Source organism: Streptomyces sp. JH14 (genome assembly GCF_029428675.1).
Classification (GTDB): domain Bacteria; phylum Actinomycetota; class Actinomycetes; order Streptomycetales; family Streptomycetaceae; genus Streptomyces.
In genome coordinates, this window is record NZ_JAJNEL010000001.1 from 140,090 (window position 1) to 162,740 (window position 22,651).

The 22,651-nt window shown below is 70.8% G+C and carries 17 protein-coding genes; 12 read left to right on the forward strand and 5 right to left on the reverse strand.

Annotation, left to right across the window (positions count from 1 at the left end):
- Positions 1-14 precede the first annotated feature (14 nt).
- Positions 15-848, reverse strand: coding sequence for an SDR family oxidoreductase (locus LRD69_RS00650; RefSeq protein ID WP_277324567.1), 834 nt, complete (start codon positions 846-848; stop codon positions 15-17).
- A 186-nt stretch (positions 849-1,034) separates the two neighbouring features.
- Between LRD69_RS00650 and LRD69_RS00655 the strand changes: the two genes are divergently transcribed.
- A complete protein-coding gene (locus tag LRD69_RS00655; protein WP_277324568.1) occupies positions 1,035-2,144 on the forward strand; it encodes a galactosyldiacylglycerol synthase in 1,110 nt (369 codons plus the stop codon).
- Positions 2,145-2,266: 122 nt separating this feature from the next.
- On the forward strand, positions 2,267-2,575 hold the full coding sequence (locus tag LRD69_RS00660) for a hypothetical protein (protein ID WP_277324569.1): 309 nt from the start codon (positions 2,267-2,269) through the stop codon (positions 2,573-2,575).
- 89 nt (positions 2,576-2,664) lie between these two features.
- On the opposite strand, the gene LRD69_RS00665 is transcribed toward LRD69_RS00660, so the two are convergent.
- Positions 2,665-3,438, reverse strand: coding sequence for a VOC family protein (locus tag LRD69_RS00665; protein ID WP_277324570.1), 774 nt, complete (start codon positions 3,436-3,438; stop codon positions 2,665-2,667).
- Positions 3,439-3,744: 306 nt separating this feature from the next.
- Here LRD69_RS00665 and dnaK point away from each other — a divergent pair, with 306 nt between their 5' ends.
- The 3 genes from dnaK to LRD69_RS00680 all read left to right on the forward strand — a co-directional run bounded on the left by dnaK (position 3,745) and on the right by LRD69_RS00680 (position 7,579).
- Positions 3,745-5,601 (forward strand): molecular chaperone DnaK, encoded by a 1,857-nt coding sequence (dnaK, locus tag LRD69_RS00670; protein WP_277324571.1) that lies wholly within the window; start codon positions 3,745-3,747, stop codon positions 5,599-5,601.
- Positions 5,598-6,311, forward strand: a complete 714-nt coding sequence (gene grpE, locus LRD69_RS00675) for a nucleotide exchange factor GrpE (protein ID WP_277324572.1) — start codon at positions 5,598-5,600, stop codon at positions 6,309-6,311. The genes dnaK and grpE overlap by 4 nt, the downstream gene beginning before the upstream one ends.
- Before the next feature lie 221 nt (positions 6,312-6,532).
- Complete coding sequence (locus LRD69_RS00680) at positions 6,533-7,579, forward strand: S66 peptidase family protein (protein ID WP_277324573.1); 1,047 nt, start codon at positions 6,533-6,535, stop codon at positions 7,577-7,579.
- Positions 7,580-7,649: 70 nt separating this feature from the next.
- On the opposite strand, the gene LRD69_RS00685 is transcribed toward LRD69_RS00680, so the two are convergent.
- Both LRD69_RS00685 and LRD69_RS00690 read right to left on the reverse strand, forming a co-directional pair.
- Entirely contained in the window at positions 7,650-9,293 is a 1,644-nt protein-coding gene (locus LRD69_RS00685; protein ID WP_277324574.1) for a hypothetical protein, read from the reverse strand.
- 140 nt (positions 9,294-9,433) lie between these two features.
- Positions 9,434-10,432 (reverse strand): LacI family DNA-binding transcriptional regulator, encoded by a 999-nt coding sequence (locus LRD69_RS00690; protein WP_277324575.1) that lies wholly within the window; start codon positions 10,430-10,432, stop codon positions 9,434-9,436.
- 126 nt (positions 10,433-10,558) lie between these two features.
- Here LRD69_RS00690 and LRD69_RS00695 point away from each other — a divergent pair, with 126 nt between their 5' ends.
- From LRD69_RS00695 to LRD69_RS00725, 7 genes are all read left to right on the forward strand, one after another.
- Positions 10,559-11,488, forward strand: coding sequence for a 5-dehydro-4-deoxyglucarate dehydratase (locus tag LRD69_RS00695; protein WP_277324576.1), 930 nt, complete (start codon positions 10,559-10,561; stop codon positions 11,486-11,488).
- Positions 11,485-11,928, forward strand: a complete 444-nt coding sequence (locus LRD69_RS00700) for a hypothetical protein (RefSeq protein WP_277324577.1) — start codon at positions 11,485-11,487, stop codon at positions 11,926-11,928. The genes LRD69_RS00695 and LRD69_RS00700 overlap by 4 nt, the downstream gene beginning before the upstream one ends.
- Positions 11,907-13,427, forward strand: a complete 1,521-nt coding sequence (locus LRD69_RS00705; RefSeq protein WP_277324578.1) for a sodium:solute symporter family protein — start codon at positions 11,907-11,909, stop codon at positions 13,425-13,427. The genes LRD69_RS00700 and LRD69_RS00705 overlap by 22 nt, the downstream gene beginning before the upstream one ends.
- Before the next feature lie 101 nt (positions 13,428-13,528).
- Positions 13,529-15,148 (forward strand): hypothetical protein, encoded by a 1,620-nt coding sequence (locus tag LRD69_RS00710; RefSeq protein WP_277324579.1) that lies wholly within the window; start codon positions 13,529-13,531, stop codon positions 15,146-15,148.
- Positions 15,149-15,185: 37 nt separating this feature from the next.
- Positions 15,186-15,866 carry a hypothetical protein gene (locus LRD69_RS00715; RefSeq protein WP_277324580.1) on the forward strand — a complete coding sequence of 227 codons (681 nt, stop codon included), beginning with the start codon at positions 15,186-15,188 and terminating at the stop codon, positions 15,864-15,866.
- Between the two features lie 95 nt (positions 15,867-15,961).
- The gene (locus LRD69_RS00720; RefSeq protein ID WP_277324581.1) at positions 15,962-16,276 is read left to right on the forward strand and encodes a hypothetical protein; all 315 of its coding nucleotides are present in this window, start codon (positions 15,962-15,964) and stop codon (positions 16,274-16,276) included.
- Positions 16,277-17,356: 1,080 nt separating this feature from the next.
- Positions 17,357-21,592, forward strand: a complete 4,236-nt coding sequence (locus LRD69_RS00725) for a hypothetical protein (RefSeq protein WP_277324582.1) — start codon at positions 17,357-17,359, stop codon at positions 21,590-21,592.
- 148 nt (positions 21,593-21,740) lie between these two features.
- Here LRD69_RS00725 and LRD69_RS00730 read toward each other — a convergent pair whose 3' ends face one another.
- Positions 21,741-22,316 (reverse strand): DUF6461 domain-containing protein, encoded by a 576-nt coding sequence (locus LRD69_RS00730; protein ID WP_277324583.1) that lies wholly within the window; start codon positions 22,314-22,316, stop codon positions 21,741-21,743.
- Positions 22,317-22,651: the final 335 nt, after the last annotated feature.

Genomic DNA, 22,651 nt, shown 5'->3' on the forward strand with positions numbered 1-22,651 from the left:
TGCCGGGTGCCCGCTCAGCCAAAGCGCATGGCCAGCCTGCGGAAGAGATGCGGGGCCACGCCCTGGATGCGGCCGGGCACGCCCAGCCAGCGTGGCACGGTGATCTCGTCCCGGCCTCCGGCCAATGCCTCCTCGACCGCTGCGGCGACCAGCCCGGCGGGGACCGGCCGTGGCCAGGACCGCGAGTACGGGGTGCCGCGGCGGGTGAAGAACGGTGTGTCGACCGGACCTGGCAGAACCAGGCAGACCTGGACGCCGGTGCCCCGGAGCTCGTAGCGAAGGCTCTCCGCGAACGCGATCAGCGCCCCCTTCGTCGCCGCATACACCGCCTCGCCGCGCACACCGAACCGGCCTGCCACAGAGCCGATCAGCACCAGCCGGCCCGACCCGCGCGCCACCATCTGCGGCAGCACCAGGCGGACGAGATGGAGCACGGCACAGACGTTGACACTCACCAGACGGTCCACCGTGGCGGCCGGCATGGCGGTGTACGCGCCGGCCCAGCCGAGCCCCGCTCCGGCGACGAGCGCGTCGACCCGGCCACTGTGCGCCAGCGCCGCCTCGGCGAGCCTGCGGCAGCCGTCCTCGGCGGCCAGGTCCATCGGCAGCGCGGTCCCGGCGGTGCGGGCGGCGACACCGTCGAGCCGGTCCTCGTCCCGCCCGTTGAGCAGCAGCTCCCACCGGCCGCCGCCGGCGAGCCGGGACGCGACTTCTGCGCCGATACCGGAGGAGGCCCCGGTGATCAGGACGACTGGCCGCGGGCTGCGGGCAGGCGGGCGCCCCGCAGCCGACAGCGTCGCGTCGGCCCTGGCTGTGGGGGTGCCGCGGGTTGGGGGGCTCTTGCGCATAGGCCTTCCGTCCTCCGGGACCGCCGGCATCCTGGTGCTCCGCTGCGGGCGCCGCCTTGACCGGCCCATTACCGGGTATTCCTTCATGCAACCGGCGCATCGGCAAACGCACCGACCGCACTGGGCTAACGGTCCGCCTCATCTCCCATGTGGCACACCGGCTGCCGTGCGAGGAACATCCAAGGAATGGGACGCCGGATTCTGATCGTCAGCGCGAGCATGGGCGCCGGACACGATGCCGTCGCCGCCGAACTGGCCCGGCGGCTGCGGTCCGGCGGACACCTGACCGCACGGGTGGACCTCCTCGACATGCTGCCTCCCGGCGTGGGGCCCGGGCTGCGCGCCGCGTACCGCACGGCGCTCCACCGCTGCCCGTGGGTCTATGGAGCGGTCTACTCGGCATTCTTCCGCGACGGCGCGGAGGCGGGCGAACGGAACGACTGGGCGCCGGACACCGGGCCGCTCGCCGCAGCCCTGCAGCCGCGCTTGCGCAGGGTCGTCGAACACCGGCGACCGGACGCGCTCGTCTCCACCTTCCACCAGGCTGCCCAGGTCACCGGCCGGCTGCGGGCCCGGTACGGTGACTGCCCGCCCAGCACCGTCGTGGTCACCGACTTCGCCGTGCACCGGCAGTGGCTCCATCCCGGCAATGACCGGTATCTGTGCCTGACCGAGGCCGTCGCGGCACGCGTCCGCGCCGCGACCGGACGCCCGGCGCAGGTGTGCGGCCCGGTCGTGCCCCCGGCCTTCGCGGCAGTGGGCCACGAGGACACGGGCGCGGAGCCGTCCCGTTGGGCGCGGGAGTTCGCGCGGCGCGGCCAAGGCCGCCCCGCCGTGCTGATCTCGGCCGGTGCCTGGGGCGTCGGACACGGGCTGCTCCCCACCGCGCGCCTGCTCGCCGCCACCGGGCACCTCCCGGTGCTGCTGTGCGGCACGGACGAACGCCTGCGGGCCCGCGCCGCGGCGCTCCCCGGCGTTCTGGCGCTGGGCTGGGTCGAGGACCTGCCCGACCTCATGGCGGCCTCGAGCGCCCTCGTGGACAACGCTGCAGGTCAGACGGCCGTGCAGGCGCTCGCCGCGGGCGTACCTGTCATCGGGTACCGGCCGATCGCCGGCCACGGTGTCGAGGGCGTTCACGAGATGGCCGCCGCAGGCCTCACCGAGCGTGTTGCCGACGAGAACGCGTTGCTCCGCTCCCTGGACCGGCTGGTGCGCCCCGGTCCCCTGCGGGACCGGCGGATCGCCGCCGGGCGGGCCGTCTTCACCGCGGACGCGGCCGCACTGGTCGCCTGCTGAGTCGCGTTCCCGGTCACCGCCCTGGCACAGGGCGGCGCAGGTCCTGACCGCCGGGGCGGCGGGCGGGGCGGCAGGGCCGATCCCGGGAGGCGGCGGTGCGGATGCCGACCGAGACTGGGGACATGAACCCGTATGAGGGGCTGGCCACGGTGCAACGTGCCGACGGCTCGGTGGTCCGTGTGTGGGCCGAGGTGTCCATCGGTGAGAAATCGGACGCCATCAACGGGCCCGCCGACAGGCCGCCCTGGACAGCGCAGCTGACGGCCCGCGGCGGCGAAGCGCTGCTGCTCGGCGGCGACGTCACCCTGATCTTCGACTCCGGCGAATCCTGGCCGGCCAAGGTGACCGGCTCCCACTTGTCATCCGGACCTCACTCCTCGAACTGGACCCAGATCAAGGGCACCGGTCCGCCCCTGATCCGGCACGCGTAGCCTCCCGCCGTCCCTGCACCACAGGGGCCGCCGGTCAGCGCGGTCCACTCGGGTGAGTACGGGCGCGTGCGCGCGCCGGGGGGCGCTCGTCAGGCGTCAGAGACCGTGAACAGGCCGCCCTCAGGGTCACGGATGATGAAAGCGTCCTTCGAGGAACGGCCCAGCGGTGGGGCTGGTGAGGCGTCCCCTCCGGCGGCGACGGCGGCGGCCGCGGCGCGTTTGCTGTCCTCGACGTGGAAGTCGACGATCCACCGGGGACGGATCTTCGGGTCCGGGGCGGTTTCGACGCCTCCACCCCAAAGGGTGGCGACCGTGTGGTCCGCGACCTGGACGAGTACGTGGTCGTCCGCGTAGTCGACCGTGCAGTCGCCGGGCGGCTTGGCCCAGTCGAACACCTCTGCGTAGAAGATGGCCGCCTCGAAGGCGTCGCGCGTCTGCAGATCCAGCCGTGCGGGCGCGCTGCCATGGCCTGGCGACCAGGCGAGGGCCGGGCCCTCCCAGAAACCGAAGGTCGCCCCGTCACGGTCGGCGGCGAGCGCAGCACGTCCTTTGCCGAGTTTCACAGGCCCGACAGCGAGCGTGGCACCGCGTTCTCTGACGCGGTCCGCCGTCTCGTCGACGTTGCCGACGGCGAAATACGGTGTCCAGAGGGTGGGAAGTCCGCTGGACGAGCAGGCTCCGATCCCGGCGACGGGTTCACCGTGCGACAGGGCCACCGAGAAGTTGCTGCCGAGGGTGGTGTCACGGAACGTCCAGTCCATCACTGCCCCGTAGAAGGACTGTGCGGCATCCAGGTCCTGGGCGATCAGGATCACCCAGCAGGGTGCACCGGTCACCGGCACGATCTGTTCGAGGGCAGGCATCCGGTGCTCCTTCCGATGAACGGTCTTGGGCGCGTTGACGCCCCGGCCGCCCGGCCGACCTCACGGCCGGCTGATCGGGCTCCTGCCCTCACCCTGTACCCGGCAGTGCCCCGCCGCACTTCAGCACCGCTGTGCCCGCGGTGGATCCCGTGTTGTCGCGGGGGCCGGGCTCCGCGTCGCCGCTTCCGGGGAGCCGCTGCGCGGGGACGCGTTGACAGCGTGTGCGAGGCGACGTATCCCGGAATCTGAGGGGCGCTGCGCGGCAGCCCGGCGCCTGACGTGAGGCGTGCGGGAAGGAGCGGCATCATGGCTCGCTCGATCGGTATCGACCTCGGTACGACGAACTCGGTCGTCAGCGTTCTGGAGGGCGGCGAACCGACGGTGATCCCGAACGCGGAGGGCGCCCGGACCACGCCGTCCGTCGTGGCCTTCGCCAAGGATGGCAACGTGCTGGTCGGCGAGGTCGCCAAGCGGCAGGCGGTGACCAACGTGGAGCGCACCGCCCGGTCGGTGAAGCGGCACATGGGTGAGGCGGACTGGCGGTTCCCGGAGTCCGGCAGCGTGGACGGGAAGCGCTACACCGCGCAGGAGATCTCCGCGCGGGTGCTGCAGAAGCTCAAGAGGGATGCCGAGGCGTATCTGGGCGAGGACGTGAGCGACGCCGTGGTCACCGTGCCCGCGTACTTCAACGACGCGCAGCGCACCGCCACGAAGGAGGCCGGTGAGATCGCCGGTCTGAAGGTGCTGCGGATCGTGAACGAACCCACCGCGGCCGCCCTGGCATACGGCCTGGACAAGGAGAACGACCAGACGATCCTCGTCTTCGACCTCGGCGGCGGCACGTTCGACGTGTCGCTCCTGGACGTCGGGGAGGGCGTCGTGGAGGTGAAGTCCACCAATGGCGACACCCACCTGGGCGGGGACGACTGGGACCAGCGCGTCGTCGACCAGCTGGTGAAACAGTTCAAGAACAACTACGGGGTCGACCTCGCCAAGGACAAGATGGCCGTTCAGAGGCTGCGTGAGGCCGCCGAGAAGGCGAAGATCGAACTGTCCGCGGCGACCGAGACGACGATCAACCTCCCCTACATCAGTGCCTCCGCCGAGGGCCCGCTGCACCTGGACGAGAAGCTCACCCGTGCTGAGTTCCAGCAGCTCACCGCGGACCTCCTGGAGCGCTGCAGGGACCCGTTCCACCAGGCGGTGAAGGACGCCGGGATCCAGGTCTCCGGCATCGACCACGTCATTCTCGTCGGTGGCTCGACCCGCATGCCGGCCGTCACGGGCCTGGTGAAGGAACTGACCGGCAAGGACCCGCACAAGGGTGTGAACCCGGACGAGGTCGTCGCCATCGGCGCCTCGCTCCAGGCCGGTGTCCTCAAGGGCGAGGTCAAGGACGTCCTGCTCCTCGACGTCACCCCGCTGTCCCTCGGTATCGAGACCAAGGGCGGCATCATGACGAAGCTCATCGAGCGCAACACGACGATCCCGACCAAGCGGTCCGAGATCTTCACGACGGCCGAGGACAACCAGCCGTCGGTGCAGATCCAGGTCTTCCAGGGCGAGCGCGAGATCGCGGCGTACAACAAGAAACTCGGCGTGTTCGACCTGGCGGGTCTGCCGCCTGCGCCGCGGGGCCTGCCGCAGATCGAGGTCACGTTCGACATCGACGCCAACGGCATCATGCACGTCGCCGCCAAGGACCTCGGCACCGGCAAGGAGCAGAAGATGACCGTCACCGGCGGCTCCGCGTTGCCCAAGGACGACATCGAGCAGATGATGCGCGATGCCGAGGCACACGCGGAGGAGGACCGCCGCCGCAAGGAGGCCGCCGACACCCGCAACAGCGCCGAGCAGCTCATCTACAGCACCGAGAAGCTCCTGGCCGAGAACGCCGACAAGCTGCCCGCGGACGTCAAGGCCGAAGTCGAGACCGCGCTCGCCGACGTCAAGGAGAAGGCGAAGGGCGACGACACCACTGCCCTCCGCGCCGCCGTGGAACGGGCGACCACCGCCGTTCAGAAGATCGGCACCGCCCTCTACTCGCAGGCCCGGACGGATCAGCCCCCCGGCGCCGCGGAACAGGCGGGGACGGGCGGCGAGGACGAGGTCGTCGACGCGGAGATCGTGGACGACGACACCGTAGAAGGAGGGACGCGATGAAGCAGTCGGTCCAGCCCCCGCATCCGGATTCCCGGCCCCCCGTTGTCGTCCGCGACCCCTCGGCCACCGGCCCCGCCGTGCTTCCGCCCCATCGACCCGAGCGGCAGGAGGGCGCGCCGACGGCGGACTCGACCGCCACGGCCTGCCCGGCCACCGAGGGCAGGCGTCCCGCCCAAGGTCCCTCAACCGCCGAGGACCGGATCCGGCAGCTGGAGGCGGAGCTGGCCGAGCGCACCGCCGACCTGAAACGGGTCAAGGCGGAGTACGACAACTACCGCAAGCGTGTACGGCGGGACCGCCTCGCGATCCGCGAGGCGGCCGTCGCCAATGTCCTGGCCGGGCTGCTGCCCGTTCTGGACACCATCGACCGGGCCCGGGCCCTGGGCGACGTCACCGGCGGCTTCCACCACGTCACCCGGATCCTGGAGGCCCGACTTGCCGCACTGGGACTGCACGCCGTCGGCGAAGCGGGCGAACCCTTCGACCCCCGCATGCACGAGGCCCTCACCTACACCGCCGCCTCCTGCGCCGGCAGCCCCCGGACCACCGGCGCAACCTGTGCCCAGGTGCTGCGCCGCGGTTACCGGGTCGGCGCGCACCTGGTGCGTGCGGCGGAGGTGGCTGTGGCCGAGCGGCCGCCGCTCGAGCCCGCCCCGGCCGCGCCGCCCGGGCTCCGACGGACGACGGGCGACGCGGACGCCGACCGCTGACCGAAGCTGTGGGTGACCCTGCCCGCGATGGCGGCAGCGTCTGCTGCGGGGCCATCCCGGTAGCGGTGATGTCTTCGGCGCAGTCTCGCGGGAGGGTCTCGCCCGGCCCTGACCGGGACCGGTGGCTGAGAAGCTCGCGGATCCGCGCGGCGTCGGTCATGACGCGCCCCGCAGTCAAATGGAGGTGAACAACGTGAGGTTGTCGCCTTACCCTCGTGCGCATGAGGTCATCTGCGTATCCGCCCAAGCCCGTGCCCGGCGACCGCATAGCGGTCATCTCGCCCGGCTCCGGTCTCGCCGGACTCCTCCCCCTGCCGCACGAGCTGGGACTCGAGCGGCTGCGTGAGGATTTCGGTCTGGAACCAGTGGAATACCCGGCCACGCGAAGAATGGGTTCCACACCCCAGGAGCGTGCCGACGACATCCATGCCGCGTTCGCCGATCCGACCATCAAGGCGGTGATGGCCACGATCGGTGGTGACGACCAGATCACCGTGCTTCCCCTGCTCGACCGGGAGTTGATCCGCGCCAACCCCAAGCCGTTCTTCGGGAGCAGCGACAACACCAACCTGCTGATCTTTCTGCACAACCTGGGAATCGTCGGCTATCACGGCGCCTGCGTGATGACCGAGATCGGCCGCCCGCACACCCTTCACCCGATGACCGCGGATTCGGTGCGCGCCGCCCTCTTCACCTCCGGCCCTTATGAGCTTCGCTGCGCCGAGCGCTACCGGGACTCGAGCCGTGACTGGGCAGATCCGGCCACCTTCGGCAAGGAGCCGGACTCGCAGCCCGCCGAGGGCTGGATCTGGCACCGGCCCGAGCGGGTCGTCGAAGGCCGTGCGTGGGGCGGAAACCTGGAGATCCTCTCCTGGTTGCTGATGGCCGACCGCGAGATCGAGCGCGACACCGTCGCCTACGAGGGCGGCGTCCTGTTCCTGGAGACCTCCGAGGAGATGCCCGGCGGAGAGGAGATCTTCCGCATCCTGCGCAACATGGGCGAACGCGGCCTGCTGGCCCGCTTCCCCGCCCTGCTGATGGCACGCGCCAAGGCATGGTCCTTCGAGAAGCCGAACGACCCGGAAGCCAAGCGCCGCTATGCCGTCGAGCAACGCGAAGCCGTGCTGCGAGCGTTGGCCGCGTACGCCCCTGCGACGATGGCGGTCTTCGACGTGGACTTCGGACACACCGATCCCCAGCTCGTGATCCCGTACGGGGGAAGCGTGAGAGTGGACGGCCCTGCCCGCCGGATCACCGTGACGTACTGACCGTCCCCTGTGCACTTCACCGGCTGACACGTCGCGCGTGCATCGACGGCCCTCGGCGAACCGGCCTCGCTCATCGGGAGATGCTGATGATCTGCGCGCTGCCCGGGGCCACGGTCACGGTGGACCGGCCCGCGCCGATCCGCAGCGGCGTGCTCCGCGGGGCCCGGTCCGCGGTCCCTGCGGAGGTCACCTTGGCGCCGCCGAGCGTGATGGATTCGGCATCCAGGGAGGACAGGCCGCCGGTGGCGGAGCTCACGAGGGCCGTGGCGCGCGCCGTGTGCATGCTGCGGGGAAGTCCGATCGTGACCGTGTCGTCGGTGGCGTCCGCCGCGGCCGGGTCCTGGACGTTGATGAGGACGACGTGCAGCGTGCCGTCCCTGCCCTCGATCCCGTACGCACGCAACTTGCCCAGGGCGTCGTCGGACAGGCCGAGGTCGACGAAGTGGCCCTGTGGGAGCTGCCGGAAGGCCCACAGGCCGTAGTAGAGCGGCGAGGCGGAGAGCCGGTGGGCGTCGAGCTGCGCCTGGTCGGCGGCACAGAAGGCGCCGTAGTAGCGGTACGAGATGGGGTAGTCGGCCGAGTCGCGGGGCTTGAAGTCGCCGCAGACGGCGGCCGTGTTGGTGTGGAAGAGGAGTCGGCTGACGCCGTTCCGCGCCGTTTCGAGAAGGTGGTCGAGCGCCCACAGCGAGGATCCGTAGGCGTTGCTGACCCCGGGCTGGCCGCTGCACGAGGCGCTGTTGGACTCGTTGAGCGTCATCGGCACGGTGTGGTGCAGCCGTTCACCGACGGCCTTGATGCCCTCGAGCTTGGTACGGGCCTTGAGGTACGTGTCGGGCGACATGAGCTGCGCCATGGTGGCCGTCGAGGTGCCGCAGTGGCTCCCGGCGTACAGATGGGAGGACAGCTCGGCGAGGGCGCGCCGCGGGGCGCCGGTGCCGTCGGCGAGCGCGGCGTCGGCGAAGCCGTCGATGACGGAGTTGGTGAGGGCCGTGTTGGCCGACGGGCCGGTCATCTTCAGGTGCGCGTGCGGCAGAGCGGCGTCGATCTCCGCCTGGTACTGCTTCACGGTCGACCACATCTCGGCGGGGGTGAGCGTGGTGACGTTGTCGTACTCGTTGCCCACCTCGACGGAGAGCAGGCCGTCGCCGAGCGTGGCGTGTGCGGCCTTCACCTCCGCCACCACCTGGTCCATCGTGACCTGCGGTGCCGGGTCCTTGAGCGGGTTCTTCAGCTTCGCCGGATCGAGGAGCGACTTCAGCGGTACACCGAGTGTGACCTTCCATCCGGTCGCGTCCAGCAGCCGCTTCAGGCCGTCCAGATCCGCCTGGTCCACCGTGCCGCCGATGGCCTGCGCCGGAGCGGAGGCGTCGCGGTACGCGCCGAAGGCCGGCCACACCAGGTCCATCGAGTAGCCGCCGAGGCGCAGCACACCGCGCGGGCCGAGGGTCTTCAGCCGCTCGGCGAGCAGGTCCTTGGTGAGGTAGCCGTGGGCGAAGTCCGCGGACTCGACGGAGAAGCCCTGCATGCCGCCGTCGAACTCGACCGGCGACGCGGAGCCCGTGGCGTCCAGGGCGAAGGGGGTCGCTGCCGGCGCCGTGGTGTCGGATCCGGGCGCCGGGGCGGCGACGGCCTGGCCCGCACAGGCGAACAGGGCGACGGCGGCTGCCAGTGCCGCCGGACGGACGAACGTTGCGGGCGACGGGCGAAGACGCATGACGGGGGCTCCTTGGACCGGGGCGGACGCCTCGACGAACAAGATCCACTGAGTAAACGTTTTCTCGCCGATGGACCATGCCGGGGTGCCCCGGTCGCTGTCAACGCCCCTGACGGAATTGGCGATTGCGACGGCGCGGTTCAGGTCCGGGCGGCGACACCCGTGGACGCGCGCACCACAAGCTCGGTCGGCAGTCGCACCGTGCCGTGCCGTCCGGCCCGTTCCAGCTGGTCACACAGCAGCGCCCAGGCATGCCGGCCGACCTCCTCGGTCGGCAGCCGCACGGTCGTCAGCGGTGGCGCGAGGAACTGGGCGACCGGGATGTCGTCGAACCCGGCCAGCGAGATGTCGCCCGGCGCCTCGAGCCCCTCCTCGCGCAGCCGGGCCAGGGCGCCGATCGCCACCAGGTCGTTGAACGCGACGACGCCGCTCACCCCCGCCGCCAGCAGCTCGGGCAGGGCGCGGTGGCCGTCGTCGCTGGTGGAGCCGGCCTGCGCCACGCTCACCCGGATCCGCAGGGAGGCGGCCGCGTCGTCGAAGGCGCGCTGCCGCTCGGCGTTCGACCAGGACGTCGGCGGGCCGGCGAGATAGCCGATGTGCCGGTGTCCGAGCCCGGCGAGGTGACGTACGACCGCGGCCATCCCGGCGTACGAGTCCACACCGGCCGAGCTCATCGACAGGTCGCCGACCGCCCGGTTGGTGCACACCATCGGGCCCACCTCGAACCGCGCCAGCTCCTCCAGCGGCAACCGTGGCGAGCAGAGCACCAACCCGTCGCAGTGCAGGGCGAGTTCCTGGATCAGTGCCCGCTCCTCGTCCTGGCTCTCCTTCGCGTCGGCGACCAGCAGCCGGTGGTCCTGGGTGCCGGCGGCGTCCGCCAGCCCGCGCAGCAGTTCGGAGAACGAGGGATTGCCCAGGTCGGGCACCACGACGCCGATCAGCCGGGTGACGCCCGCCTTGAGGCTGCGCGCGGTGCCGCTGGGCCGGTAATGCAGCTCGGCCGCCGCGAGGCGCACCCGGCGCACGAGTTCGGGGTCCGTCACGCGCCTGCCGTTGAGAACCCGCGAAACAGTCGCGGTCGACACCTCCGCCACTCGGGCGACATCGACGATGGTCGGCTTGCGCATCCCCTGGGCCATGCGAGGACTTTAGACGATGCAAAGGGATTGACCCGGCGTCGAGCGGGTCCCTAAGGTCCACGCCGAGCGTTCGCAGACACAATCTGCGTTCGCATACATGCACTTGCTCGGCGTGAGGAGTCCCCTGTGCCGAATCTCGACGGCGTGCTGTTCTTTCCCGTAACCCCCTTCGACGCCTCCGGGGCGGTCGACACCGCCGCTCTCGCAACGCACGTCGGGGCAGGCCTGGCGGCCGGGCCCGGAGGCGTCTTCGTGGCCTGTGGGACCGGCGAGTTCCACGCGCTCGAGCCGCAGGAGTACACCGAGGCCGTACGCGTCACCGTCGAGGTCACCGCCGGCCGGGTGCCGGTCTACGCGGGCGCCGGCGGCCCGCTGCCGCTCGCCCGGCAGTTCGCGCGCGCAGCCCGGGACGCCGGCGCGGACGGCCTGCTCCTGCTCCCGCCCTACCTGGTCACGTCGCCGCCCGCGGGCCTGGTTGCGTACGTCGACGCGGTCGCGGCCGCCACCGAACTGCCGCTCGTCGTCTACCACCGCGACAACGCCCGCTTCGACCCCGTCTCCGCGGTCGACGTCGCCCGGCTCCCGCACGTCACCGGCTTCAAGGACGGCGTCGGAGACCTCGGCACCCTCTCCCGCATCGTCTCCGCCGTCGAGTGCGAACTACGCGGCGCCGGCAAGCCGTTCCAGTTCTTCAACGGCCTGCCGACCGCGGAGGCCACGGTCCGCGCGTACCGCGGCATCGGCGTGGAGCTGTACTCGTCGGCCGTCTTCTGCTTCGCACCGGAGATCTCGCTGGCCTTCCACCACGCGGTGCGCCAAGACGACGGCGAACTCGTCGAGGCCCTGCTCACCCGGTTCTTCCACCCGTTGATCGCCCTGCGGGAGAAGGTTCCCGGCTATGCGGTCTCGCTGGTGAAGGCCGCCGTGCGGCAGCGCGGGCTCGACGTCGGCGGCGTCCGGCCACCGCTCGTCGACCCGGCTCCGGAGCACCTCGAAGAACTGCGTCGGATCACCGAGGCCGGGCTGGCCGTGTGCGACCGCGCGGCCGTGCGATGAGCGACCAGCCCCGCACCGCCGTCGCGCCGGTCGCCTTCCGCGACCCGTCGCTGCTCGACGCCGTCGGCGTGCACGAACCGTTCGCGCTGCGGGCGATCGTCGAGACGGCCACGGGCATGGGAATCACCGGCCCGGCCGAGGCATACGCCGGCCGGGGCCATCCGTTCCGCCTCGCGCGCGCTGCCCGCGCGGTCATCCGGCCGGGCGAACTGGCTCTCCCCGTCGACGCGGTACGGGTACCGCGTGCCCCCGGCCCGGGGACCGCGCGGGACCGCGACGCCGTCGCCCGGCTGCAGAGCCGTACCCGGAGTGCGCACCGCACAGCAGGGACGACACCGGCTCCATGCAACGGCTCCACCCCGATCACCGTTTCCGCTCGCCGCACCGGCAGGCGACGACCTCCTCGTAAGGAGTTCTCATGGCATGGCTCGACTGGGTAGCCCTTGCCGGCTACTTCCTGGTGATGCTGCTGATAGGCCTCTGGTCCCACCGCCGTGTCAGCACGGTCGGCGACTACTTCACCGGTGGCGGCCGGATGCCGTGGTGGCTGTCCGGCATCTCCCACCACATGTCCGGCTACAGCGCCGCGGTGTTCGTCGCGTACGCGGCCGTCGCCTACAGCTACGGCATCACCGTCTACTTCTGGGCCTTCGTGCCACTGGCGGTGGGCACCGGTGTCGGCGCGTTCCTGTTCGCACCACGCTGGAACCGGCTGCGGGCCCGCTTCTCCGTGGTCTCCCCACTGGAGTATCTGGCGAAGCGCTACAACATCCCGACCCAGCAAGCACTCGCCTGGAGCGGCGCGCTGCTCAAGGTCTTCGACGTCGCCGCCAAGTGGGCCTCGGTGGCGATCCTCCTCAAGGTCTTCACCGGCATGCCGATGACCACCGGCATCATCATCACCGGCATCGTCACCCTGCTGTACTGCACGGTCGGCGGCCTGTGGGCGGACGCGCTCACCGACTTCGGGCAGTTCATCATCCAGGGCGTCGCCGCGCTCGCCATGCTCGTCGCCGTGATCGTCAAGCTGAACGGTCACGGCGGGCTCACCGGCATGTGGGACAAGCTTCCCGCGGGACACGCCGACCCGCTGGTCGGCCCGTACACCGCCGGCTTCCTGACCGCGTACCTCGTCATCAAACTCTTCGAGTACAACGGCGGCATGTGGAACCTGGCCCAGCGCTACATGGCCACCGACTCCGCCGCCTCCGCCCGCCGTTCGGCCGTACTGTCCGCCGTGCTCTACCTGATCTGGCCGCTCGTGCTGCTCTTCCCGTCCGTCGCGGCCGGAGTGCTGATGCCGGACGTCGCCGACGCGCAGCAGGTGTACGCGCTGATGGCGAAGGCGTACCTGCCCGCCGGCCTCGTCGGCCTCACGCTCGCCGGAATGTTCTCGCACACCATGGCGATGGCCTCGTCCGATGCCAACGCCATCTCCGCGGTCGTCACCCGCGACATCCTGCCGGTCGTGTCCCGCCGCGCCCGCACGATGAGCACGCGGGCGGGGCTGCTGGCCGCCCGCGTGTGCACGGTCGTCTTTGTCTCGATCAGCATGGTCGTGGCGATCGAGGCCGACCACTTCGGTGGCGTCCTCGGCATCATCGTGGCGCTGGTCGCAGCCGTGATGGGGCCGATCTCCATCCCCATGCTCCTCGGCCTGCTGCCGGCCTTCCGACGCTGCGGCCCGGTCGCGGCGCTCAGCTCGTGGGCACTGGGTCTGGGCGCGTACTTCCTGCTGAAGTACGGCATCGAGCCGTCCGGCCAGACGGCCATCGTGGCGACACCGCTGATCACCTCGCTGGTCGTGTACGTCGGCGTCGGCCTGCTGAAGCCGGAACCGAACGACGAGGCGGACGCGATCGTCGCCGCAGTGGGCTCCGACGGCCCGCGGGGTGCTGCGGCGAAGGCTCCTGTCCCTGCCGCGCCGGCCGTCGACTGACCGCCCGCCGGGGTCCGGGGACGACCCCGGACCCCGGCCGGCCATACGCCCCCGTCAGGCAAGCCACGGGTGAACGGCAGCCCGTCCCCGGAAGGAGCCGCATGAAACGGCATCGCGCACGAGCCCTGGTCTGCGCCCTCGCCCTGACCGCCACCACGGCAGCCGTCACGCCGGGCGCCGCCACGGCCCGACCGGCTGCGGCTGCCGTGCAGGGCGGCCGGATCCCCGACCACTTCGTCGGCCTCAGCATCGAATGGTCCCTGGTCGAGCGGTACATGAACCCCACCGCCCGGCCGGCCTTCGTCAACCTGCTGCGCAACCTGCACACCGGGATCCTCCGCATCGGCGGCTCCTCGCAGGACCAGATGCCCTTCGACGCGACGGCTGCCAACACCGATCGCGTGATCACCCCGGAGGACCTGGCCTACGTACGGGCCACCCTGGACGCCGCCGGCGAGCCCTCCGGCCACGGTCGCGGAAAGCCCCGCTGGGGGACGGTCCTCGGCACCGCCATGTCACCGCCCACCGACACCCGGCCCTGGGTCGGCCCGGAACACGCCAGGACCTTCCTCACGCAGGGAGTCGGGCCGGCCTTCCCCGGCGAGGCCGCCAGGAAGATCGCCGGCATCGAACTCGGCAACGAGCCGGACCTCTCGTACGGCTCGAACCTGAACCGCTACCTCAGCGACCTGGCCACCTACGCCGACCCGTCCGTGTCGGGCGGCTTCCCCGTCATCGCGCCCAACACCAGTGAGGACATCCTGCCCTGGACGACGCTCGCCGACCCGGCCGCCGCCACCCGCTACTTCCACGACTGGCCGCAGATCCTGGACACCGGCGCCCCGTTCATGACACAGCGGTCCGGAACTTTCGGCGCGTACGCCTCCGACCACTTCTATCCCCTGGCCCGCACCTGCGCCGGCAAGCCGTACCGCTGCCCCAGCACCACCGCCCTGCTCTCCGACGAGCACCTGGCGGGTCTCGACTACGAGGTCTACACCCACGCCACCGAGGCGGCCGGGCACGGCCTCGGCTACCGCCTCGAGGAGACCAGCACAGCGGCCAACCGCGGCGCGGACGGCGTCAGCAACGTCGCCGCCTCCGCCACGTACGCACTGTCGTTGATGTTCCACCTCGCCTGCCCCCGGCCCCCGGACCGGCCCGAGACGAACGCTGGCTGCACCACCGCCGCCAAGGGCGTCAACTTCCACAACGCCGAGGTGCGCGCCTTCTTCCATCCCGAGGAGGGCAACGCGTACTACAACGCGATCGATTACGACCCCACCGAGGCGATGGGAGCCCCCACCGCCGCTCCCCTGTACTACGCCCTGCTGTTCTTCGCCCGCCTCGCCCAGGACACGTCGGGGCTGCGCCCGGTGTCCGTCGCCGCCGATGCCGATCGCACACCCGAGGCCTGGCAGCTGGACACGGAGTCCGGCGAGCGCCGCCTCTTCGTCATCAACAAGGCCGACCATCCGGTGACGGTGACCGTGCCCCTGCGGGGCACCGAGGCCGAAGTCGACCGCATGAGCCCGTACGACCCGGACGGCGGCGCCCCTGCCCTGGACGCCACCCACGTCCGCATCGACGGACGCCAGGTGGCCGCCGACGGCACCTGGTCCGGCTTCCGCCCGGTCAGGGTCCGCGCCATCGGACATCGCACGACCCTGACCCTGGCAGCCGGCGAAGCCGCGGCCGTGACCTCGCCGCGCCGGCGCTGATGCAACCATCCGCGTCCCCCTCGAATCAGGAGACCTCATGAGAACCAGACGTCTGCCGCGAGCCGGCCGCAGGCCTGCCCTGCTGACCGCCCTGGCCGCGGCAGCCGCCGCCGTCGGGATGGCCGTGCCGTTCACCGGAGCGACCCCCACGGCTCACGCGGCCGTCCGCAAGCACGTCGACACCGACTACACCCTGCTGCGCCGCGCTCCCGCCTCGTACGTCATCGGCACCGCCTACCGCGACTGGACCGCCGACGTCCACGGCGACCAGCAGGACGGCTACCGCTGGGCACGGGTGTACGGCAACCTGAACAAGTGCCTGTGGATCTACAGCGGAGCGGTCTCCGGGGACGCCGCGCAGGCCGACAGCTGCGGCGACCCGGTGACGATGCCCGTCTCGGAGTTCACCAACGGCCAGATCGGCGGCGGCACCTCGGACGGCGCCACGGTGACGACAGCGGCCGGCTCCGGCTGTGCAACGTACGACGGCAGCCATATCACCGCGTACGGCAACGTCCGCCCCTGGGAGGTGCCCACCACTGCTACCGCGCCTCTGAACAGCCAGGTCGCCATCGGCCAGACCGTACTGTGGCGCTACGTCTCCCGTGACGGCCGCTATGTGATGGTCCGCGACCCGCGCAGCGGCGGCACGGACGGCACGGGCCTGCAGAGCTGGTACTTCATCCCCCGGGGCTGCCTGCCCACCACTCTGCCCTGAGCCGGCCTGATCGCTTCGGACGTACACGTCGACTCGCACGTGTGCCGCGCCTCGGCCGCACGTCTTTTGACCGCAGGTGCTTCTACGCTCTCTGCATGACCGAGAACGAGATCAAGCTCAAGGCGATCGCGGCCCTCACGGCGCTGCGGGGTGACGTGGGAGCGGACTACGTCTCCGATCTGCTGGGCGAGGTGATCCCGACGCACTTCGTGGTTCCCGACACGGCGGACCCGCGCGAGGTCGGGCTGGCCGTGCTGGACCAGCTCTCCGACCCGCTGAGTGCCTTGGTCAACGGATTCGTTCTGGCATTCGAGGCCGTCGCGGATGCGTACGACCGAATGGATCCCGACCACTCGACCGATGCAATCCTGCAGGCGCTCGCCCTGAACATCGCACGCGACGTCGACTGATCCCGGCGGTCCCGGCGGTCCCGGCGGTCCCGGCGGTCCCGGCGGTCCCGGCGGTCCCGGCGGTCCCGGCGGCCCTTGCCCGGTAGGGAATGCAGTACCCGCCTCCACCACCGAGGCGGGTGCAGCCGGGGCAGGCCCGAGCCCCCATGGCCCACTCGATTCCGGAACACCGCATCCGAGTGGACGCAAGGACGCCGGCCACTCCGGCCTGTCGGGCGAACGGCGAACGCCTGCAAGAACCGATATCCGCCGGGGAGAATGCCGAGCCCGGCTTACGGACCCTCGGCACATGAACGGAGTGCGCTTTCCGCCCGCCCGGGCATCGGACGACACGCAGCATTTTCGCCAACTGCGCTACCGCACGCGGCGGGAGAGTCTCTCCCCTTGCGGCGAACGAGTCGGGCAAGCCGGATACCGCCGACGAGCCGGCGCAGCATGAACCCCGCCCACCCGAAGGCGCCCGGCTTCCATGTGCCCTTGCGCGCGCCGGTGCGGGCGCGGTGCCCGCGCCGGAGCTGGGAAAAGTGCTCGGTGGCGGCCCTGCCGAACCCTGCCTGACGTCACGTCACCAGAGGCCCCATCGCTGCCCGCAGGCCTTCAGGCGCCACGACCGTCACGGTGCCGAGAAGAGTCCGCCGGACCGACCGGCCCCCTTACCCCCATTTACGGCCACCGCCCTTGACCCCCGCCCGCCCCAGGCCTCCCGTCATTGCAGAAGCGGTGAAGGGCATGTAGTTTTCGATCATGAAGAGACAGGGACATGTCAAATTGCAGTCTTGGTCGGCATGTGTCGTTTTCGTTCAACCTCCTTACGCCAAAGCCGCGTTCCGTCTCTTTGCCCAACCTCGCCCGTGGCCACCGCAGTTGTAGCCCCGCCTCGGCCACATGCGTCTGCAACAAACAATTCATCTTGCATACGGAGTTCATGTGAAACTCAGACAATCGCGGAAGGCCCTGTCCGCGTTGGCCGCAGCAGCGACACTGCTGTCGCTGGCGGATTGGTCTGCCGTCGCCGCGGAACGGGTACCGAATGCTCCTCGGGCGACGACAACGCCCTTGGCACCAACCAGAACTGACACTGTGCCGGCTGCCAACCGCGAAGCACTGCTGGGGCCGGACTGGTCCACGTCCGCGGACGTGGCGTGGACGACCAGTGGTGACGCGCAGGGCTTCCACATCCTGACGGCACAAAAGAAGGACGGCTACACCTGGAAGACCACCGCCACCCTGTCGGAACCGGGGTTCGACGTCGACGCGTGGATCGGCAACGTGTGCGTGACGGGCTCGGGCAAGCGGGCCGTCGTGGTCTACGCGCCACGCACCTTCACCAACAAGCCGCAGCTCATGGCCCGCGGTGGATTCACGGCAGTGGTGGACCTCGCCTCGGGCAAGGTGACCAAACTGCCGCTCAAGGCGTCGCTGTCGTACTACGACCCGGGCTGCGGCACCGACGAGTCAGCGGTGCTGACGCAGTCGGGCGGGGACGACATGCCCGGCACGCGTCTGATACGCCTGGACGCCGCCACCGGGAAGCTGTCCGACCCGGTGAAGGTCACCGGGCAGGTCACCTCCGCGGTGCCGGCGCCCGACGGGACCATGGTGGGCGCCTCCGGCGCCCAGGTGGTGCGGATCTCCGGTACCGGCACCCGCACGCCGCTGGTACGGACGGACGGCGTGCCCTACCGCCTCACCCCGGACGGCGAGGGCGGCCTGTCCTTCCTCGACAAGCGGAAGGACACCACCAAGGTCAAGCGGATCGGCGCCGAGGCCCTCGCGCACCCGGCGGCAAAGCCGGCCGAGGCCGCCGTCCTGGCGCAGGGGCCGGCCGCCGAAACCGGCCTGACCCGCAGCGCGGGCACCGTCTACATCACCGGCAGCACCGACCGGCCGCGGGCCGCGAAGGCGCTGCCCTCGGTGGTGCGGCGCCTGGCGAACGTACCGAAGGACGCGACCGTCTCCACCCGCGGGGCGTCGGTCATCACCGGCACCACCTGGGGTGACGGCAAGGGGACGATGCTCCTGCAGGGCGACGCCGACAAGGCTCGCACGGTGAAGCTGAGCATGACCGTCACCGGCTCGAAGGCGAAGACCTCCTTCGTCGTCGACCCCGAGCGGCACGAGTCCGCCCGTCTGGCCGAGGGCATGGCCATGTCGCCGGGACTGACCGGCCACGCACAGGCGAAGACGGCCGCCCGCTCGCTGGCGATCGCAGCGTCCTCGCCCACCGACCCGGTGGAGGACGAGCGGACCTGCTCGGTGCCGCGCAACGACCCGCGCAACCAGGCGATGCAGCCGAAGCCGCGTCAGGTCGAGTGGGCGGTGGACCAGGCGATCACGGGCTACCTCAACACGCATGTGCAGCGGCCTGCCAACTGGAAGAACCTCGGCATGCCCGCGTACATGCCCCAGGAGCTCTTCCTCAACCCCGTCGTGGACGGCGGCGGCCGCGCCATGGCACAGGTGATGCTGGGGGTCACCACCCAGGAGTCGAACATGTGGCAGGCCGGTCGCGAGGCGGTTCCGGGGGTGACCGCCAACCCGCTCATCGGCAACTACTACGGCATCGACCTCTACGACGGCGACAGCTCCAACGACTGGGACGTGGACTTCGCCGAGGCCGACTGCGGCTACGGCATCACCCAGGTCACCGACCACATGCGCATGGCCGGACGCGAGGACGGCCACGGCGGCGCCGCCTGGGACTACCAGAAGCAGCGCGCGGTCGCCCTGGACTACACCGCCAACATCGCCGCCGGCCTTCAGATCCTGGTCTCCAAGTGGAACGAGACCCGCGCCGCCGGTCTCATCGCCAACCACGGCGCCGACGGCCGGCCTGAGAACTGGTACTTCGCCCTGTGGGCCTACAACTCCGGCTTCCACCCGAACACGGGCGACGGCGCCCCATGGGGCCTGGGCTGGGCCAACAACCCCGCCAACCCCGAGTGGGACGCAGGCCGCCTCCCCTTCATGGAGAACGCCGCCGGCGGTGAGAACGCCGGCGCGGCCGCGCATCCCCAGGACTGGCCCTACCAGGAGAAGGTCCTTGGCTTCGCCGCCCACCCGCCGTCCTTCCTGGAGTCCCCCGGGGTGCTGGTCCCCGCCTTCCGGCCCTCCAGCTGGAACGGCACGAACGAGGCCGTCGGCGTCAAGGGCAGCGCCCTGTACAACCGGGCCCACGTCAAGGCGCCCGAAGACGCCTTCTGCGTGCCGACCTCGAACGACTGCTTCCCCGGCCGCATCTCCGACAGCGCGAGCAACGACAACGGCTCCTCCGGCCCCTGCGGCCGGGAAGACTTCATGTGCTGGTGGCACGAGCCTGTCACCTGGAAGACCGACTGTCCCACCACCTGCGGCTTCGAGTTCGTCCGCTTCAACAGCAGCTACCCGGAGGAGGCGGACGGCACGGCCTACCCGCCGGTCTGCACCACCACCGGACTGCCCGCCGGTGCCCTCATCATCGACGACGTCCCCGAGGACACCCCTGTCGTCCGGCCCGGCTGCTCCAACAGCGGCTGGGACAATGCCGGCACGTTCTCCTTCGCCTTCTCCAACAACGGTACCGAGTCGGTCTACCCCTCCAAGGCCGACCTGCACCAGCTCGGTGCCGGGTTCGGGGGGCACTTCTGGTTCGGGCACACCCGTCTGGCCGACGCCAAGGGAGAGCGGCTGAAGATCCAGGGCACCTGGCGGCTGCGGGACAAGCTCTCCAGTGAGGCCAAGGTCATGGTCCACCTTCCGGACCACGGAGCCCAGACGCACTACGCCACCTACGAGATCGACACCGCGTACGGCACCGAGCGGCGCCAGATCGCCCAGCCCGGCGACGGCAACCGCTGGGTCTCCCTCGGCGCCTTCCGGTTCAACAACACACCCGAGGTCCGACTCGACACCATCGCCTCGGACGGCACCGGTGACGAGGACATCGCGTTCGATGCCGTGGCGTTCGTGCCCGGCAACTACGACCTCATCCCCGACATCCGTCTGCCGGCCGGGGACCCCAACGCCCCCGAGCCCGCCGACGAGGAGCCGATCCAGGTCGTTCCCGGTGAGCTCTTCCCCGGGGTCGCGCCCGCCAAGTCGGCGCAGCGCTCCGCCGGGGAGACACCCACGGCCTTCCAGGACTGCCGGCCCGTCAAGGGCAGCGCACACACCGAGCTGTGCATCGGCCCGGCGAGTGCCGCGGCCGAGAAGAAGGCGCAGGAGGCACCCGTCGGCGTTGCCCGCATCGCCGGTGACACCTCATTCTGCTCGGCCAGGTCCGAGGACAAGTACCTCACCCGGACCTCGGCCTGCCTCAAGGACGCCTTCGCGGTGGTGAAGCTGGTCGACGAGGTTCCGGTGGCGTCGTCCACCTTCACCTACCGGCATGTGATCGACCTGGACATCAGGAGTGGCACCTTCGTCCAGACGGTGTCGCTCACACCCCAGCTGATCGACCCGAAGATGCTGGAGGTCGGCCTCAACATCCAGTCGTTCTGTCAGCCCAACTGTTCACCGGCCGGGCCGACGTTCACCGGGGCACCGCTGTGGATCCCGGGTGACACGCATACGGCTACGGCGACCATCGAGCACAGCTGGACGGGGACGTCGGGCAGCGACCGGATGCACCTCAACTGGATCATCTCCGGCACCGTCGAAGGGAAACCGACCACCAGCCACGACTACGACGCCGACACCGAGATGACCATCCGGTGCGACAAGGAGGCGAAGGGCGTCAGCGTTCCGGGGTGCGTCTTCCCCGAGTACACGCCGACGTACGTGGTCAACTCGTACGAGAACCCCTCCGCCGCCGCGTTCTACTGGATCCTGATGCAGAAGCTGCCCAGTCACCCCGGCAGCAGGGACCACAACCAGCCGCTGAACTATCTGGCGAGCAAGGAGCGACAGGACGCCAACCGGGGCGTGATCTGCCCGAAGAGCGGTGCCGACAAGTGGGTCGGCAACCCGGAGACACTCCAGTCCGGGTCCTCGGCCAGTTGCGACGAGTACCCCTTCGCCGCCACGTACCAGAGCGGCGGAATGCCACCCCAGCAAGTGCTGAGCGGCAAGGACTGCACGCAGATGTACGCCAAGCCCCTCAGCAGCGGGTGGACCGTCCTGGAGGACCCGAACTACTCCCGGGTCAATACCTGGACGGAGATCTGCGGCCGGGCCACCATTCCCGGTGACGAGAACTCCGGGGCCGCCTGGCGTATCGGGCTCGTCTTCGTGCCCAAGAACCGCATGCTGGACAAGGACAAGTTCTTCGTGAGCACTCCGGGCTTCGAGGACTGCTCGGACCTGTCCCAGATCTGCTTCATGCGTTCGCGGAGCTGACCGGCCGCACCGGAGCGAGGTCCGTCCCCGTTCGCCACGGCGGGAACGGGGACGGGCCTCGGCCGGTGTGCGCCGGCTTGGTGGTCGTGGCGGCCGGATGTGCGGTGACATCCGACCGGCCGCTGGAGGCGTGGTGGCCGAGCCTGCACTACGCGCGGCCGAACGGCACCGCCGCAGTGGTTCCGTTGAGCAGTACGTCGCGGGGCAGCGAGACTCCGAAGGCGATCTCCACCGCCCGCAGGAGGGACCGCTGTACATCGCAGTCCTCCACCGCCGTGCCGTCGGGCCGCAGGGCTCCGGCCTCCTGGAGCGCGGCCACCATCGGCTCACGGGCCTGTCCGCCCCACTGGTCGGGCTCGACCCCGGGCTCGAAATCGGCGGCTATCCGCCCGTCGCCGGCGTGTACGAACCACCGCGGTGACGCTCCGGTCTCCAGGAGGCAGAGGGCGTCCGTCCCCGAGGACAGTGCCCGCAGGCGCGGCCGGTCCAGGCCCGTTGCGCTCCAGTGCTCCAGTACCCACGCCCACGAGCCGTCCTCGCCGAAGCGAGCGGCCCCACCCCAGTCGTCCTCCAGGGTGAGGAGGTCGGTCTCCGCCGCCGCGTCGATGACGTGGGCCGGATCACCACCGAGGGCCGTCACCAACTCCACCCCGGTGACCCCGCGTACGCACGTCAGGCAGTACGTGTCGTAGGCGTCCGCGATCCAGGCAATTCCGTCCGTCACTCGCTCTCCGTCTCCTCAGACCCCGAGTGGGGCGACGCCACCGGGCCGCTCCACCGGCCGGTGGCGCCCAACCTACCTGGCGCGGCCGGGCATTCGAGGACGAGCGTCGCGATGCGGGAGGCCCCTCGGTCCCGCCCGCCGGGCACTGCCGCACTGCACCCTCCGACGCGACCCCACATGCCCGACTTCGACGCTGCACAGCCGGCACCACGTCGGCACGGAAAGGAGCACAGCTGATGACGTGGGCTTGTGCCGGCTGCGAACCGGCACGGGAATCAGCACCCGCCTCCGAACCGTGCCGAACACCGCATGCCGGGCAGAGTCCCCGAGCGCCT